The sequence below is a fragment of the Kitasatospora cineracea genome, assembly GCF_003751605.1.
Lineage (GTDB): Bacteria > Actinomycetota > Actinomycetes > Streptomycetales > Streptomycetaceae > Kitasatospora > Kitasatospora cineracea.
The window spans coordinates 663,419-678,887 of sequence record NZ_RJVJ01000002.1 but is presented as its reverse complement, the minus strand read 5'-3'; the positions used below and the strand labels follow the sequence as shown (position 1 = coordinate 678,887).

At 75.4% G+C, this 15,469-nt stretch carries 11 protein-coding genes; 5 read left to right on the top strand and 6 right to left on the bottom strand.

Annotation, left to right across the window (positions count from 1 at the left end; all coding sequences use genetic code 11):
* Window positions 1–3: 3 nt before the first annotated feature.
* Together EDD39_RS29530 and EDD39_RS29525 are read left to right on the top strand one after the other, a co-directional pair.
* Window positions 4–3,099 carry a lantibiotic dehydratase gene (locus tag EDD39_RS29530; RefSeq protein WP_123561900.1) on the top strand — a complete coding sequence of 1,032 codons (3,096 nt, stop codon included), beginning with the start codon at window positions 4–6 and terminating at the stop codon, window positions 3,097–3,099.
* 208 nt (window positions 3,100–3,307) lie between these two features.
* A complete protein-coding gene (locus EDD39_RS29525; RefSeq protein WP_123561898.1) occupies window positions 3,308–4,657 on the top strand; it encodes a lanthionine synthetase C family protein in 1,350 nt (449 codons plus the stop codon).
* 47 nt (window positions 4,658–4,704) lie between these two features.
* Here EDD39_RS29525 and EDD39_RS29520 read toward each other — a convergent pair whose 3' ends face one another.
* Window positions 4,705–6,132, bottom strand: a complete 1,428-nt coding sequence (locus EDD39_RS29520; RefSeq protein ID WP_123561896.1) for a class II fumarate hydratase — start codon at window positions 6,130–6,132, stop codon at window positions 4,705–4,707.
* Window positions 6,133–6,301: 169 nt separating this feature from the next.
* On the opposite strand from EDD39_RS29520, the gene EDD39_RS29515 reads away from it, so the two are divergent.
* The 3 genes from EDD39_RS29515 (at window position 6,302) to EDD39_RS29505 (ending at window position 9,508) form a co-directional block, all read left to right on the top strand.
* Window positions 6,302–7,489 carry an acyl-CoA dehydrogenase family protein gene (locus EDD39_RS29515; protein ID WP_123561894.1) on the top strand — a complete coding sequence of 396 codons (1,188 nt, stop codon included), beginning with the start codon at window positions 6,302–6,304 and terminating at the stop codon, window positions 7,487–7,489.
* A gap of 190 nt (window positions 7,490–7,679) precedes the next feature.
* A complete protein-coding gene (locus EDD39_RS29510) occupies window positions 7,680–8,147 on the top strand; it encodes a hypothetical protein (protein WP_123561892.1) in 468 nt (155 codons plus the stop codon).
* Window positions 8,148–8,236: 89 nt separating this feature from the next.
* Window positions 8,237–9,508 carry a multidrug effflux MFS transporter gene (locus EDD39_RS29505; RefSeq protein ID WP_123561890.1) on the top strand — a complete coding sequence of 424 codons (1,272 nt, stop codon included), beginning with the start codon at window positions 8,237–8,239 and terminating at the stop codon, window positions 9,506–9,508.
* 84 nt (window positions 9,509–9,592) lie between these two features.
* Here the strand turns inward: EDD39_RS29505 and EDD39_RS29500 are convergent, their stop codons facing one another.
* The 5 genes from EDD39_RS29500 to EDD39_RS29480 form a co-directional block, all read right to left on the bottom strand.
* Window positions 9,593–11,635, bottom strand: a complete 2,043-nt coding sequence (locus EDD39_RS29500) for a glycosyl hydrolase family 18 protein (protein ID WP_123561888.1) — start codon at window positions 11,633–11,635, stop codon at window positions 9,593–9,595.
* 330 nt (window positions 11,636–11,965) lie between these two features.
* Window positions 11,966–12,892 (bottom strand): ABC transporter substrate-binding protein, encoded by a 927-nt coding sequence (locus EDD39_RS29495; protein ID WP_123561886.1) that lies wholly within the window; start codon window positions 12,890–12,892, stop codon window positions 11,966–11,968.
* Window positions 12,889–13,671 carry an ABC transporter permease gene (locus tag EDD39_RS29490; protein WP_244257350.1) on the bottom strand — a complete coding sequence of 261 codons (783 nt, stop codon included), beginning with the start codon at window positions 13,669–13,671 and terminating at the stop codon, window positions 12,889–12,891. The genes EDD39_RS29495 and EDD39_RS29490 overlap by 4 nt, the downstream gene beginning before the upstream one ends.
* Window positions 13,668–14,330 carry an ABC transporter permease gene (locus tag EDD39_RS29485; RefSeq protein ID WP_030463574.1) on the bottom strand — a complete coding sequence of 221 codons (663 nt, stop codon included), beginning with the start codon at window positions 14,328–14,330 and terminating at the stop codon, window positions 13,668–13,670. The genes EDD39_RS29490 and EDD39_RS29485 overlap by 4 nt, the downstream gene beginning before the upstream one ends.
* Window positions 14,317–15,429 (bottom strand): ABC transporter ATP-binding protein, encoded by a 1,113-nt coding sequence (locus EDD39_RS29480; protein WP_123561884.1) that lies wholly within the window; start codon window positions 15,427–15,429, stop codon window positions 14,317–14,319. Before EDD39_RS29480 ends, EDD39_RS29485 begins: the two co-directional genes overlap by 14 nt.
* Window positions 15,430–15,469: the final 40 nt, after the last annotated feature.

The following is a 15,469-nucleotide window of genomic DNA, read 5'->3' as shown; positions in this document are numbered from 1 at the left end:
AACGTGCGCGCAGAGCCCGACCTGTTCGACGTCCGGGAACCGGTCCTGGTCCGGACGGCCGGCACCCCGCGGACCGGCACCGAGACCCGGATCGACCCGGCCGACCCCGTCCCGGGCGCACGCCGCCTCGCCGCCGACCCGCTGCTGCGCCAGGCCGTCGAAGTCGCCAGCGGGAGCCTCGCGCTCAGCCTGCAACGGCTCGGCGAACCCGGCGGCGCCGCCGCCCTCGGCCGCAAGCGCACCGCCAGCGCCGCCCGCACCCTCACCCGCTACGCCCGCCGCTCCGGCGGCCGCCCCACCCCGTTCGGCCTGTTCGCCGGCGTCGGCCGGGCCCGGTTCGGGGCCGCCGCCGACGTCCCGCCGCCCGGCCCCGGACAGGTCAGGGTCCGCCTCGACGGCGGCTGGCTGCACCGCCGGGTGCTGGACTGGCTCGCCGTGCCCGAAGTCCGCCGCCGGGTCGACGTCGTCCTCGACGACCTGACCGTGCTGCGCGACGGCCGCCTGCTGCGGCACACCGGCGAACGCGAACTCTCGGTGCGCGACAACCCACTGGTCACCCGGGTCCGCGAGGCCGCCGCCCGCCCCGTCGGGTACGCCGACCTGCTCGCCGACCTCACCGCGCGCTTCCCCGCCGTCGCCCCCGAGCGGATCGACGGCCTGCTCGCCGGACTCGTCCAGCACGGCTTCCTGCTCACCTCGCTCACCCCGCACCGCGTCGACGACGCCCTGCTGGACCGGATCGACACCGCCCTCGACGGCGCCGTCCCCGCCGCCGCCGAAGGGCTGCGCGCCGTCCGCGCCGCCGCCACCGCCCACGAACGCGACCGCCCCGGCGAAGGACTCGCCTCCTGGCGGCACCTGCTGGAACGGGTCCGCGCCCTCGACCCCGACGACCGGGCCGGCGAACGCCCGCCCGTCCAGGTCGACCTGCGCACCGGCGCCGACCTGGTGCTGCCCGCCGCGGTCGGCGACGAGGTGCGCCGCTACGCCGCCGCGATCTGGACGATCACCCCCGAGTGGACCACCCTCGACCACCTGCGCGACTACCGGGACCGCTTCGTCGAGCACTACGGCACCGCCAGCGCCGTCCCGCTCGCCGACCTCGCCGACCCGCACCGCGGCCTCGGCCTGCCGCCCGAGTACGGCGGCGCCGCGCCCGCCCACTCCCGCTCCGGCCCCGGCGACGACGCCGACCGGCCGCGCCGCAACGCCGTCGCCGAACTCGTCCAGCAGGCCGTGCTCGCCGGCACCGACCTGGTCCTCGACGACGCCGACCTCGCCCGGCTCGCCGACGCCGCCGGCCACACCCCGGGCAGCAGTCGCCCGCCGCGCACCCTGGAACTCTGCTTCCAACTCCTCGCCGACTCCGCCGCCGCCCTCGACCGCGGCGAGTTCCTGCTGCTCGGCAGCCCGCACACCGGCTCCTGGACGGCCGGCGCCACCGCCGGCCGGTTCGCCGACCTCACCGGCCTCACCGCCGACCTGGCCGCCCTCGCCGCCGGACCCGCCGACGACGGCGCCCTGCCCGTCCAGGTCGAACTCGCCCCGCGCGACCCGCGCTCGCTCAACATCGTCCAGGTCCCGCCACTGCTCCCGCACCGCCTGCCGATCGGCGTCGCCGCCGACCGCGGCGACCCGCACTGCCTGGACTGGCGCACCCTGCTCGTCGCCGCCGGCGAGGACGGCCTGCGCCTGCTCCACCCGGACACCGGCCGCCCCGTCGTCCCGGTCTTCCCGCACATGCTCGCCCTGGACGCCCAGGCCCCGCCCGTCGCCCGCTTCCTGGCCGACCTGGCCGCCGCCCGCCCCCGGGTCTGGTCCGGCTGGGACTGGGCGGGCCTGGACACCCTGCCCTACCTGCCCGCCGTCCGCCACGGCCGGGTCCTCGCCGCCCCCCGCCGCTGGCTGCCCGGCCGCCGCCTGCGCGACGCCGCCCGCACCGCCGGACCCGCCGCCTGGACCGAGGGCCTGCGGGCCTGGCGCGAGCGCTACCGGGTGCCCGACCGGCTGCAGATCGCCAGCAACGACCGGATGTTCCCCATCGACCTGCGCGAGGACTGGGACACCGACCTGCTGCGCGCCGAACTCACCGCCCCCGAACCGCGGTTCCAGCTCTTCCAGGACCTCACCGCGGACGGCGCCGGACTCGGCTGGAACCACGGCCGCAGCACCGAGATCGTCGTCCCGCTGCTCCGCGCCCCCCGCCCCGCCCCCGCCGACACCCGCCCCCCGCTGGCCAGGTCCGCGGTCCGCACCGCCCCCACCCGGATCCACCTTCCCGGCGAGGACTGGCTGTTCGCCAAGCTGTACGCCGAACCCGGCACCCACGACACCCTGCTCGCCGACCACCTGCCCGCCCTGCTCGCCGACGTCGAACCCCACGTCGACCGCTGGTTCTTCCTCCGCTACCGCGACCCCGAACCCCACCTGCGGCTCCGCCTGCACGGCGACCCCGCCGCCCTGGCCGGCCACGTCCTGCCCGCCCTCGCCCGGCACGTGCGCCGGCTCGTCGGGACCGGCGCGCTGCGCACCATGGCGCTCGACACCTACCGGCCCGAGACCGACCGCTACCTCGGCCCCGGCGCCCAGGAAGCCGCCGAACGGCTCTTCCGGACCGACAGCCGCTCCGCGCTGCTCCAGCTCCGGGCCCGCCGGGCCGGCGCCGCCGCCGTCCCCGACGAGGTCCTCGCCGCCACCGGCCACGCCGTACTGCTGGACTCGCTCGGCGACTGGGACTGGTGCGCCTGGGTGGTCCACCTCTTCGAGAAGGGCGCCGACCACCGCGCCCACCAGCGCCACCGCGCCCTCGCCGACCGGCTGATCCGCCCCGACGGCACCGCCCGGCACGCCGCCGAACACCTCGGCATCCCCGACCTCGCCCCGCTCTGGACCGACACCCCCGCCCCGCGCGACTTCGGCCGGCTGCTGCTCGCCGCACCCGAGGCCGACCGCGACGAGGCCCTCATGTCGCTGCTGCACATGCGGCACAACCGCCTGTTCGGCATCGACCCGGCCGCCGAGGCCCGCGGCTACGCCGTCCTGCGCGGCGCGGCCAGGGCGCTGATCGGGCGCAAGGCGCACGAAGGGGAAGGGAAGTGACGTTGCCTCGGTCGAACCCGGCCCGCCGCGCCGACCAGGGCCGCGGACGACCTCCGCTGCGCGGGCGGGGCGGGGCGGCGCCGCGCCGGTCCCCGTCCGTTCGCACCGTCCCCGGCCCGGGGCCGGACGGCCGCCGCCGCGCGGGCGGGGCAGGAGTGACGTCGTGCCAGGTCCCGTCCGTCCGAACCGCCACCGACCGGAGCCCCCGATGACCGACACCGTGCAGTCGACTGCCGTTTCCGCGGAACGGGCCCGGTTGCGGGCGGCCGCCGGGCAGTTGTCCGACCTGATCCTGGACCGGCTCGCCGATCCGGCCGCGACCATGGCGGCCACCCGGATCCCCGCCGAGGCCGCCGACGACGGGGTGGCCGAGGGCGTCTGGGCGGAACTGACGCTCGGCAGCGGCAGCCCCGGGCTGTCGCTGGCGTTCAGCGGCGGGGCCCGGCCGGGCACCGAGCGGGCCGCCCGGGCGCACGGGTACCTGGCGGTGGCGACCCGGGCCGCCGGGGCCGGCGACACCGTGCCCAGCGGGATCTTCAAGGGGCCCGGTGCGCTGGCCTTCGCCGTGCTGGCCGCCCACCGCGCCACCGGCGGCTACACCGGTGCGCTGCACCGGCTCGACGCCTACCAGCGGCAACTGGTGCGCACCGCGCTGCCCGCCGTCCCGGACGGGCCGCTGGCCACCATCGGGCACTACGAGGTGGTGCGCGGGATGACCGGCGTCGGCCGGTACCTGCTGGCCCGCGCGGAGAGCTGCGGCGAGGAGCTGGAACTGGTCCTCGGCTACCTGATCGAGCTGGCCCGCGGCACCACCGCGCACCGCGGGGCGCGCGTCCCGCGCTGGTGGGCGCTGGACGCGCCCCGGATCGGCTCCGAGCACCTGCTGCCGGACGGCCACCTCAACCTCGGCCTGTCGCACGGCGTCGCGGGCCCGCTGATGCTGCTCGCGCTGGCCTGGCGCGACGGCGTCCGGCTGCCCGGCCACCGGGAGGCCCTGGAGGGCACCGCGGACCTGCTGGTGCGCTGGGCGGTGCGCGACGAGCACGGCAGCTACTGGCCCGGCTACCTCGGCCTGGACGCCTACCTGGCCGGGCCCGACGCGTACCGCGAACCCGCCGGCTGGCCGTCCTGGTGCTACGGCGCGCCCGGCGTCTCGCGCGCCCTGCAGACCGCCGGGGCCGCGCTCGGCCGGCCGGAGTGGACGGCCGTCGCCCGCGACTCGGTCGAGCGGCTGCTGCGGGTGCCGCTCGACGACTGGGGCGTCACCGACCACGCGCTGTGCCACGGCTGGGCCGGGGCGCTGCACCAACTCGGGCGGCTGAACGAGCACTTCGGCGAGGAGCGGATCGAGCGGCGGCGCGACGAGACCGCCGCCCGGCTGCTGGCCGGGCACGACCCGGACGCCCCGTTCGGCCTGCGCTTCACCATGACCCGCAGGCCGTTCGCCAGCGACGTCTCCGGCTACCTGGACGGGGCGGCCGGCGTCGCACTCGCCCTCGACTCGTACGCGGCCGGCGGCACCCCGCACGACTGGGACATGCCGCTGCTGCTGTCCTGACCGGCCGTCGGCCGGCATCGGTCGGCGTCAGTCGGTACCGGTCGGCGTCAGTCGGCGTGCTGCGGGCGGGTCATCCGCAGCACGTCGAGCGCCTCGTCGAGCTGGGCCTCGGTGAGCAGGCCGCGCTCGACGTAGCCGCGGTCGAGGACCACCTGGCGGATCGTCCGGCGCTCGGCCAGCGACTGCTTGGCGACCTTCGCCGCCTCCTCGTAGCCGAGGTAGCGGTTGAGCGGGGTGACGACGGAGGGGGAGGACTCGGCGTACTCGCGGGTGCGCTCGGCGTTGGCGGTGATGCCGTCGACGGTGCGGTCGGCCAGCAGGCGGGCGGAGGTGGTGAGCAGGCGGACCGACTCCAGCACGTTGCGGGCGATCACCGGGAGCATCACGTTGAGCTCGAAGTTGCCGCTCGCACCGGCCACCGTGACGGTGGTGTCGTTGCCGATCACCTGGGCGGCGACCATCAGGACCACCTCGGGCAGCACCGGGTTGACCTTGCCGGGCATGATCGAGGAGCCGGGCTGCAGGTCGGGGAGGTTGATCTCGGCGAGGCCGGTGCGCGGGCCGGAGCCCATCCAGCGCAGGTCGTTGGCGATCTTGGTGAAGCCGGCGGCGATCGTGCGGAGCTGGCCGCTGAGCTCGACCAGGCCGTCCCGGGCGCCCTGGGCCTCGAAGTGGTCGCGGGCCTCGGTCAGCGGCAGGCCGGTGGCGCGGGCGACCTCGGCGATGACGGCCGCCGAGAAGCCCGGCGGGGTGTTGATGCCGGTGCCCACCGCCGTGCCGCCGAGCGGCAGTTCGGCGACCCGGGGGAGCGTGGCGCGCAGGCGCTCGACGCCGTACCGGACCTGGGCCGCGTAGCCGCCGAACTCCTGGCCGAGCGTCACCGGAGTGGCGTCCATCAGGTGGGTGCGGCCGGACTTGACGACGCCCGCGAACTCGGCGGACTTGGCCTCCAGCGCCCGCGCCAGGTGCTCCAGCGCCGGGACCAGCTCGTGCAGGACCGCGCCCGTGGCCGCCACGTGGATCGAGGACGGGAAGACGTCGTTCGACGACTGCGAGGCGTTGACCTCGTCGTTCGGGTGCACCGGGCGGCCCAGGCGCTCGGCGGCCAGGGTGGCGATCACCTCGTTGGCGTTCATGTTCGACGAGGTGCCGGAGCCGGTCTGGAACACGTCCACCGGGAACTGGTCGTCCCAGCGCCCCTCGGCCACCTCCTCGGCCGCCGACCGGATCGCCGCCGCGGTCTCCCCGTCCAGCACCCCCAGCCCGGCGTTGACGGTGGCCGCCGCCGCCTTGATCCGGGCCAGCGCCGCGATGTGGGCGCGCTCCAGGCGCTGCCCCGACACCGGGAAGTTCTCCACCGCGCGCTGGGTCTGCGCCCGCCACTTGGCCGCCGCCGGGACCCTGACCTCGCCCATCGAGTCGTGCTCGGTCCGCCACTGCTGCTCGTCCCGCCGGTCCTGCTGTCCGTCCGCCATGGTCGGTACACCTCCTGGACCGGTCAGCCTTCCACGGGCGCCCGGCATTCCCGGCCCGGCCGGGCCGCGTGTCGCGGACGGCCGCCGCGGCGCCCTTGACCGGGCGGCGTACCGACCGGTAGGGACAGCGGTGGCACCACCTTGCCCACACCCTCCGAGGAGCCCGCCCATGGCCACCGCCGCACCCGCCGGCCGACCCGACCCGCTCGACCTGCTCGGCGTCGACGAACTGCTCACCGAGGACGAGCGGCTGGTCCGCGACAGCGTCCGGGCCTTCACCGACCGGCACGTCCGCCCGCACCTCGCCGACTGGTACGAGCGGGGCACCTTCCCGGTGCGCGAACTCGCCCCCGAACTCGGCAGGCTGGGCGTCCTCGGCATGCACCTGGAGGGCTACGGCTGCACCGGCTCCACCGCCACCGAGTACGGGGTGGCCTGCATGGAACTCGAAGCCGCCGACTCCGGGCTGCGCAGCTTCGTCTCGGTGCAGGGCTCGCTCGCCATGCGCTCCATCCACGCCTACGGCTCCGAGGAGCAGAAGCAGCACTGGCTCCCGGAGTTGGCCGCCGGACGGGCCGTCGGCTGCTTCGGCCTCACCGAACCGGAGGCCGGCTCCGACCCGGCCTCGATGCGCACCCGGGCCCGGCGCGACGGCGGCGACTGGATCCTGGACGGCGCCAAGATGTGGATCACCAACGGCTCGGTCTCCGACGTCGCCGTGGTCTGGGCGGGCACCGAGGACGGCGTGCGCGGCTTCCTCGTCCCGCGCGGCACCCCCGGCCTCACCGCCCGCGACATCCCCGGCAAGCTCTCCCTGCGCGCCTCCGTCACCAGCGAACTCGCCTTCGACGGCGTCCGGTTGCCCGCCGACGCGCAGCTCCCGCAGGCCCGCGGCCTGCGCGCCCCGCTGGCCTCGCTCGGCGAGGCCCGCTACGGCATCCTGTGGGGCACCGTCGGCGCCGCCCGGGACTGCTACCGGGCCGCCGTCGACTACGCCCGCGACCGGGTCCAGTTCGGCCGTCCGATCGGCGGCTTCCAGCTCACCCAGGCCAAACTCGTCGACATGGCGCTGGAGTTGGAGAAGGCCTACCTGGTCGCGGTGCGGATCGGCCGGCTCAAGGACGCCGGCCGCGCCCAGGCCGCGCACATCTCCTTCGGCAAGCTCAACAACGTCCGCACCGCCCTGGAGATCGCCCGCACCGCCCGCACCGTCCTCGGCGCCAACGGCATCACCACCGCCTACCCGGTGCTCCGGCACGCCAACAACCTCGAATCGGTCCTCACCTACGAGGGCACCTCGGAGGTGCACACCCTGGTCCTCGGCGAGGCGATCACCGGCGAGTCCGCCTACCGCTGATCCCACCGCCGGTCCCACCGCCCGGTCCCACCGCCGGGCGGGGCCGGGTCCGCCGGAAGTCGGGGGTCGGGGGGCCGGGGTCAGACTTCCGGCTGACCCGGGTCGGTACCTGGTGCGCATGGATCCGGGGGGCGGGCGCGTCGAGGATGGAGGCGAAGGGTCCGGAGCGGTGGAAAAGGGGTGCGGGGCGATGGGCGGCGAGCGGAGCAGGCGGACGGCGGCGACGGTGGTGGCCGGCGGGGCGGCCGCGGCGATGCTGCTGGTGATGGTGGCTCCGGCGGCGATCCAGCGGGTGCAGGACCGGCTGGACCAGACCGTCCGCTACCCCAGCGGGTCGGCGGCCAAGGCGGACCGGACCGAGGTGCCGCGCTGGCTGCCCGACTCGGCCACCGGCATCGCCTTCCTGGCGTCCGGGGACGAGGGCGAGCGGCTGATCCGGGCCACCGTCCCGGACCGGGCGCTGCCCACGGCCTGCACCACCACCGGCCACACCCTGGACGATCCGCACCTGCGCGCGCACTGGTTCCCCACCGACACCCCGCGGCGGGCCACCGCGCACTGCGGGCAGTACGACGTCGCGCTGGTCGGCGACCAGCTCTACGGCTGGCGGGGCGCCCCGGCCACCGCCGGGGCCCGCACCGCCGGTCCGACCGGCTGACGGGGACGCCCCGGGCGGGGGTCGGCTTCCCCGGGGGCGGGCGGATGGGATAGGACGGTGCGCACACCCCGCTATCCGTGAGGAGCCCCATGCCAGGCCCGACCGTCGACCCCGACGGCGACCAGAGCGCACCCGACGTCCCGCTCCGTCCGGCGGAGGGGGCCGCGCGGACCCCGCAGGGCGCCCCGTTCGCCACCGCCACCGTGATCACCCTGGGCTGCCTGGTCGCGCTCGGGCCGTTCACCACCGACCTGTACCTGCCCGCGCTGCCCGACCTGACCGCGGACCTGGGCTCCACCGCCGCGGCCGCCCAGCTCACCCTGACCGGTTCGCTGCTCGGCATGGTGGTCGGCCAGCTGCTGTTCGGCCCGCTCAGCGACCGGATCGGCCGCCGCCGCCCGATGTTGGCTGGCCTGGCCGCGTTCACCGCCGCCAGCCTGCTGTGCGCGTTCGCCGACTCGATGCCGCTGCTGGTGGCGGGCCGGGTGGTGCAGGGCGCGGCGGGCTCGGCCGCGCTGGTGATCGCCCGGGCGACCGTCCGGGACCGGTTGGAGGGGACCGCGATGATCCGGTTCCTGGCGACCATGGGCCTGATCTCCGGCCTGGCCCCGATCGTCGCGCCGCTGGCCGGCGCCCAGTTGCTGCACGTCACCGACTGGCGCGGGACCTTCGTCGCGCTGGCGCTGCTGGGCGCGGTGCTCACCGTGGCCTGCGGGTTCGGCATCGGGGAGACGCTGCCGCCGGAGCGGCGGCACGGCGGCGGCCTGGGTACCACGGTCCGGGCGATCGGCGGGCTGCTGCGCGACCGGGTGTTCCTCGGCTACCTGCTGGTCAGCACCTTCGCGTTCGGCGCGCTGTTCGCGTACGTCGGCGGCTCCTCGGTGGTGCTGCAGGAGGTGTACCGGATCACCCCGCAGACCTACAGCCTGGTGTTCGCGGTCAACTCGGTCTCGCTGCTGGCCGTCACCCAGTTCAACGGGCGGTTCCTGGTGCAGCGCTACTCGGAGCGGACGCTGCTGGTCTGCGGCCTGGGCGCGGCGGCGCTGGCCGGGGCCGCGGTGGTGCTGTGCACCACGGTGTGGGACACCGGGCTGGCCGGGGTGTGGCCCGCGCTGACGGTGCTGATGGGCGCGATGGGCGTCATCCTGCCGAACGCCAACGGGCAGGCGCTGACCATGGCCCCGCACGCCGCCGGGTCGGCGTCCGCGCTGCTGGGCACCGGCACCTACCTGTGCGGCGCGGTGGTCGCCCCGCTCAGCAGCCTGGGCGGGCACCCGTCCGCGACGGTGCTCGGCGCGGTGGTGCTGGGCTGCGCGCTGCTGGCGCTGGGGTCCTTCCTGCCGCTGTGCCGGGGGCGCTGAGACCGCGGGGGCGGGGCAGGGAACGGCCGGGCCCGGCCGGTGGCGGGTGCCACCGGCCGGGCCCGGTTCGTGAAGCGGGGGGTGTCAGGCGATCGAGAAGTCGTCGCCGTAGACCGAGCCCTGGCCGTACCAGCCGTGCAGGTAGACCGTGACGGTGCCGTTGGCGCCGGTGGTGAACGGGACGGTCACCTTGGTCCAGGAGGAGCCGTTGGCCCAGGTGGAGGCGGTGGCGCCGCCGCTGACGCCGACGTACGAGTACGGGCCCTGGACCCAGGCGGTCAGGGTGTACGCGTGGTTCGGGGCCAGGGTGACGGTCTGGTCGCACTCACCGGTGGTGCCGGCGGTGGGCGCCGCCTGCAGGGCCTTGGAGCCGCCGTGCACCGGGGTGGAGACCACGCCGCCGCCGCTCTGGCAGGTCCACGGGGCGAGGCCGCCCTCGAGGCCGCCGTTGACCAGGCCGCCGGTCGGGGTGGTGCCGGTGACGGTCAGCGCGTAGGTGGCGGTGTGGGTCTTGCCCGCGCCGGTGCCGGTGACGGTCAGGGTGTAGGTGCCCGGGGCCGCGGCGGCGGTGGTGGCGACGTTCAGGGTGGCGGAGCCGCCCGCGGTGACGCTGGAGGCGCTCAGCGAGGCGGTGACGCCCGCCGGGGCGCCGGAGACGGTCAGGTTGACGGTCGCGGCGGTGCCGGAGGTGACCGCGGTGTTCACGGTGCTGGAGGCGGCCGAGCCGGCCTGGACCGAGCCCGAGGCGGGCGCCAGGGCGACCGAGAAGTCGGAGGCGGTGGTGCCGCCGGTGACGGTCAGGGTGTAGGTCGCCGAGTGGGTGCCGCTCGCGCCGGTGCCGGTCACGGTCAGCGGGTAGCTGCCGTTGGCGACGCCCGCGGCGGTGGACACGTTCAGGGTGGCGGAGCCGCCCGCGGTGACGGTGGAGGCGCTCAGCGAGGCGGTGACGCCCGCCGGGGCGCCGGTGACCGACAGGTTGACGCTCTGCGCCGAGCCGGAGGTGACCGCGGTGTTGACGGTCGCCGAGGTGGACGCGCCGGCGGTGACCGAGCCGGTGGCCGGGCTCAGCGACACCGAGAAGTCGTTGGCCGGGACGGAGGAGCTGGTGAACTTCGAGAAGATGTGGCTGAAGTCCCAGGTGCCCTGCGCGATGCCGGAGCAGCTGTCCGAGCCCGCGGTGCCCACGCAGCCGCCGTTGTCGCGCTGCAGCGCCCAGAAGGACAGGGTGTTGATGCCCTTGGCGACGGCCCAGTTGTAGACCGTGGTGGCGTTGGCGACGGTGAAGGTCTCGGCCGGGCCGTAGTCGTCGATGCCGAGCATCTCGATGATGCCGATCGAGCCCCACAGCTGGGCGGCGGTCTTCGTCGGGTACAGCTTGGCCAGCTGGTTGTACAGGCCCTGCGCGGAGGTCTGGGTGTCCGCGGCCATGTCGTGCGAGGCGCCGTCGTAGTAGTCGAACGTCATCATGTTGACGACGTCGATCCGCGCGTTGTTGCTGACCGCGTTCTTCAGCACCGCGAGGCCGCTGGAGGCCAGGCCGCTGGTGGTGGTCGGCAGGGTGTAGCTGAACTGGATGCTGCGGCCGTTGGCGGCGGCCCAGTCCTCGACGATCTTGATCGCCTTGTTGCGGCGGTCGATGCCGGCCGTGTTGGTCAGCGAGTTGTCCTCGATGTCCAGGTCGATCCGGGAGACGTCGTAGGTGGTGATGACGTTCTCGAACGCGGCGGCGATCTGGTTGACGTCCGTGCAGGAGTCGGCGATCTCGGTGCCGGTGTTGTCGGCGGTGTAGCCGCCGAAGGACGGGATCACGTCGCCGCCGTTGGCGCGGATGGTGGCGATGTCGGCGCCGAAGACCGAGTTGGACACCGGCATCGAGGTGTCGCCGTTCCACAGCGCGGTGCAGGAGCCCTTGGTGGCGGCCTGCAGGAACGCCATGGTCAGGTTCTTGGCGCCGGACTGGGCGGCCAGGGTGGCCGGGTTGTCGCCGGTCCACGCCTCGAAGTACGGGGCGAAGACGTGCTGCGGCAGCGGGGTGGCGGCCTGCGCGGGGGCGGAGATCAGCCCCAGCGAGGCGGCCGCCATCGCGCCGGTGGCGAGCAGCGCTTGGAGTGGTCGGTGAAGGCGCATCGAGTCTCCATCAGGCATGGGAGGAGGGCCCGCGTGCCGGTGTTCGGGCACGGGGCGTGGGTCTGGCCTGGTACAGGGAGTGCCGGGGTGGTGCGGGGCAGTACTGCTTGCCCCGGCCGGTGGTCACACCCCCACGATGCGTTCCGGTCGGGAAGTACAGCGGACTCATGGTTGGTCTGGACCACTGCGTCTGTCAAGACTCTTTACAGTTCACCGGAGCACTGGTCGGAGCAGGCCCGGAGAGCTTTGCCAAGCCTTGTACATCAGGGCCTTGACGTGCCGTCGGCCCCGCACCCGAATGCTCGGTGCGGGGCCGACGGGCGGCACGGGTCAGTTCAGACCGCTGCTCTTCAGCCAGTCCGCGGCGACCGCCGACGGGTCCTCCTTGTCGACCGCGACGCGCTTCATCAGCGCGGTCAGCCCGGCCGTGTCGAGCTTCGCCGAGACCGCGTTCAGCGCGGCCGTCCCGGTGGCGTCCAGACCGGCCCGGTTCACCAGCGGGGTGACGTTCTGCGCGCTGAACACGTTCTTCGGGTCGGCCAGCGACACCAGCTTCAGCTGGACCAGCTTCGGGTCGGTGGTGAACACGTTGCCGACCTGGACGGTGCCGTCCTTCAGCGCGTTGGCGGTGGTGTCGCCGGTCGGCTTCCACTCCTTGAAGGTCAGCCCGTAGGCGTCCTTGAACTGCTGCTCGCGGCGGGACTTGAACTCCGGCGGGCCGCCGACCACCAGGTCCTGCGCCTTGCCCGCCAGGTCGGCTATCGACTTCACGCCCAGCTTGTCGGCGGTCTCCTGGGTGACCGTCAGCGAGTCCTTGTCCTCGGCGGCCGAGGAGTCCAGGATCGCCAGCCCGGCCGGCAGCTTGGCCTTCAGCTCGGTGTTCACCGCGTCCTCGCCGGTGGCGGTCGACTTGGCGTCCAGGTAGCCCAGCAGCGCGCCGTTGTACTCCGGCAGCACCGTCAGCGCACCCGACTGCAGCTGCCCGTACAGCAGTTCGCGGCTGCCGATGTTGAACTTCTCCTCCACCGGCACGCCCTTGGCCTTCAGGGCCTGCGAGTAGATCGAGGCGAGCAGCACGTTCTCCGGGAAGTTCGCCGAGCCGACCACCACGGTCTTCCCGGAGCCCCCGGCCGGGGCGGACGCCGCCGGGCCGGAGGACTTCGCGGCCAGCGGGTCGCCGCCGCCGGAGGAGGAGCAGGCCGCCGCGCCCGCCAGCAGGAGGACGGCGAGGGCGGTTCGGACCGGACGGGTCGTCATGGGGATTCCTTCACGAGAGCGGGGGAGCCCGCGGGATCGTCGTCGGGAGCGGAGCCGCCCGCGGACGCGCCCCCGCCACCGGCGGAACCGGCGGCACGGGCACTGCGGACGGCACGGACCGGCCGCGCGCCGGGCGGCGACGCGAGCCGGACGAACAGGGCGAACAGCAGTTGGACGGCCACCGCCAGCAGCACCACCAGCAGGGCGCCGCCGACCGTGGTCGGGTAGTTCCGGGTGGCCAGCCCGTCGATCACGTACCGGCCCAGCCCGCCGAGGCCGACGTACGCGGCGACCGTGGCGGTGGCGATCACCTGCACCGACGCCGTCCGCACCCCCGCCAGCAGGGTCGGCGCGGCGGCCGGCACGCACACCCGCAGCAGCGTCTGCGGGTGGGTCAGGCCGATGCCGCGGGCCGCGTCCCGGACGTCCGGGTCGGTGCCGCGCACCCCCTCGGCGGCGGCCACCAGCATCGGCGGCGCGGCCAGCGCGGTCAGCGGCAGCAGCACCGCCGTCTCGCCGACGCCCGCCAGCAGCACCGCCAGCGTCACCAGGCCCAGGGTCGGCAGGGCGCGCGCCACGCCGGCCAGCGCCGTCACCAGGAACAGCCCGCGCCCCGAGTAGCCGATCAGCAGGCCCAGCGGCAGCGCCACCAGCGCGGCCAGGCCGAGCGCCTCGGCGGAGAACGCCAGGTGCTCCAGCACCCGGTGGACGATCGAGTCCGGCCCGGAGCGGTGCGCCGGATCGGCGAAGAAGTCGTGCAGCCAGCCCAGCCAGTTCACCGCGCCACCCCCCGCGACCACGGCGCCAGCACCCGGCGGGCCGCCAGCAGCAGCAGGTCGGCGGCCAGCGCCAGCAGCGCCACCAGCACGATCCCGGCCAGGATCGGCGTCGGGAAGGTCCGCTGGAAGCCGTCCACGAACAGGTAGCCCAGCCCGCCCCGGCCGACCAGCGCCCCCACCGCCGCCAGCGAGATCGAGGACACCGCGGCCACCCGCAGCCCCCCGATCAAGTACGGCACGGACGCCGGGAGTTCGACCGCCGCCAGCCGCCGCCACGGGCCGTAGCCCATCGCGGTGGCCGCCTGCCGCACCGGCTCCGGCACCGCCCGCAGCCCGTCCACCGCGGTCGGCAGCAGCACCGCCAGCGCGTAGCAGGTCAGCGGCACCATCACGGTCTCCCGGGTGGCCAGCCCCGTGTACGGGATCAGCACCACGAACACCGCCAGCGAGGGCAGCGCGTACACCACGTTGAACACCGCCGCCAGCGGCTGGTACAGCCGCGGGAAGCGCGCGCAGGCCAGGCCCAGCGGCACCGCCAGCAGCAGCGCCAGCAGCACCGGCACCAGGGCGATCACCGCGTGGTCGGCCGTCAGGTCGCCCAGGTAGCCGAGGTGGTCGCCGAGCCAGCGCCAGCGGATCAGCGGCTCACCGTCCAGCATGCGGCACCTGCTCGGCGTCGGGGGTCTCCGGGGACTCCGGGGGCTTCGGGGACTTCGAGGCCGTGCCGGTCTGCTGGGACCGGGCCAGTGCCTCGACGACGGCGGCGCGGCTCGCGGTGCCGACCGCGCGGCCCGCGTCGTCCACCGCGACGGCCAGGCCGGACGGGGCGAGCAGGGCCGCGTCCAGCGCGGAGCGCAGCGAGTCCCGGGACGGGGCGAACACCGGGGCCGGGTGGCGCTCGGCGCCGCGCACCCAGTGCTCCGGTCGGCCCTCCGGGTCGAGCGCCAACTGCCATCCGTCGTGCGAGGGTCCGAGCGGTCCGAGCGGTTCGAGCGGGACGGCGCCGGCCGGGCGCAGGCCCAGCCCGCGCAGGCCGCGGTCGCGACCCAGGAAGGCCGCCACACCGGGGTCCGCCGGGGCGGTCAACAGGGTGTGCGGGTCCGCGAGTTGGGCGATCTCGCCGTGCTCGCGGAGCACCACCACCCGGTCGCCGAGCCGGACCGCCTCCTCGATGTCGTGCGTCACGAACAGCACCGTCTTGCCCAACTCGGCCTGCAGCCGCAGCAGTTCCTCCTGGAGCCCGGCGCGCACCAGCGGGTCGACCGCGCTGAACGGCTCGTCCATCAGCAGCACCGGCGGGTCCGCCGCCAACGCCCTTGCCACGCCCACCCGTTGCTGCTGGCCGCCGGAGAGCTGCGCCGGGTACCGGCGGGCGGTCTCCGGCGGCAGGCCGACCAGCTCCAGCAGTTCGGCGGCCCGGGCCCGGGCCCGCTTGCGGTCCCAGCCGAGCAGCCGGGGCACCGTCGCCACGTTGTCGATCACCCGGCGGTGCGGGAACAGCCCCGCCTGCTGGATCACGTACCCGATGCCGCGCCGCAGCCCGGCCGCGGGCAGCCCCGCCACGTCGGCCCCGTCCAGCAGCACCCGGCCGGCGGTGGGCACCACCATCCGGTTGACCATCCGCAGGATGGTGGTCTTGCCGCAGCCGGACGGCCCGACCAGCACGGTGGTCCGGCCCGCCGGAACGTCCAGTTCCAGGCCGCGGACGGCGACCGTGCCGTCGGGGTGGCGCTTGGCGGCGCCCTCGAATCTGATCACGGAAGGGTCCTCGGAGGGTCGGCCGGATCGGCTGGATCGG

Excerpts from the sequence above, each read along its gene's own strand:
- EDD39_RS29485 (WP_030463574.1), bottom strand. The coding sequence starts at position 14,330 with ATGCTGGACGGTGAGCCGCTGATCCGCTGGCGCTGGCTCGGCGACCAC.
- EDD39_RS29505 (WP_123561890.1), top strand. The coding sequence starts at position 8,237 with ATGCCAGGCCCGACCGTCGACCCCGACGGCGACCAGAGCGCACCCGAC.
- EDD39_RS29510 (WP_123561892.1), top strand. The coding sequence starts at position 7,680 with ATGGGCGGCGAGCGGAGCAGGCGGACGGCGGCGACGGTGGTGGCCGGC.
- EDD39_RS29515 (WP_123561894.1), top strand. The coding sequence starts at position 6,302 with ATGGCCACCGCCGCACCCGCCGGCCGACCCGACCCGCTCGACCTGCTC.
- EDD39_RS29520 (WP_123561896.1), bottom strand. The coding sequence starts at position 6,132 with ATGGCGGACGGACAGCAGGACCGGCGGGACGAGCAGCAGTGGCGGACC.
- EDD39_RS29525 (WP_123561898.1), top strand. The coding sequence starts at position 3,308 with ATGACCGACACCGTGCAGTCGACTGCCGTTTCCGCGGAACGGGCCCGG.
- EDD39_RS29500 (WP_123561888.1), bottom strand. The coding sequence starts at position 11,635 with ATGCGCCTTCACCGACCACTCCAAGCGCTGCTCGCCACCGGCGCGATG.
- EDD39_RS29495 (WP_123561886.1), bottom strand. The coding sequence starts at position 12,892 with ATGACGACCCGTCCGGTCCGAACCGCCCTCGCCGTCCTCCTGCTGGCG.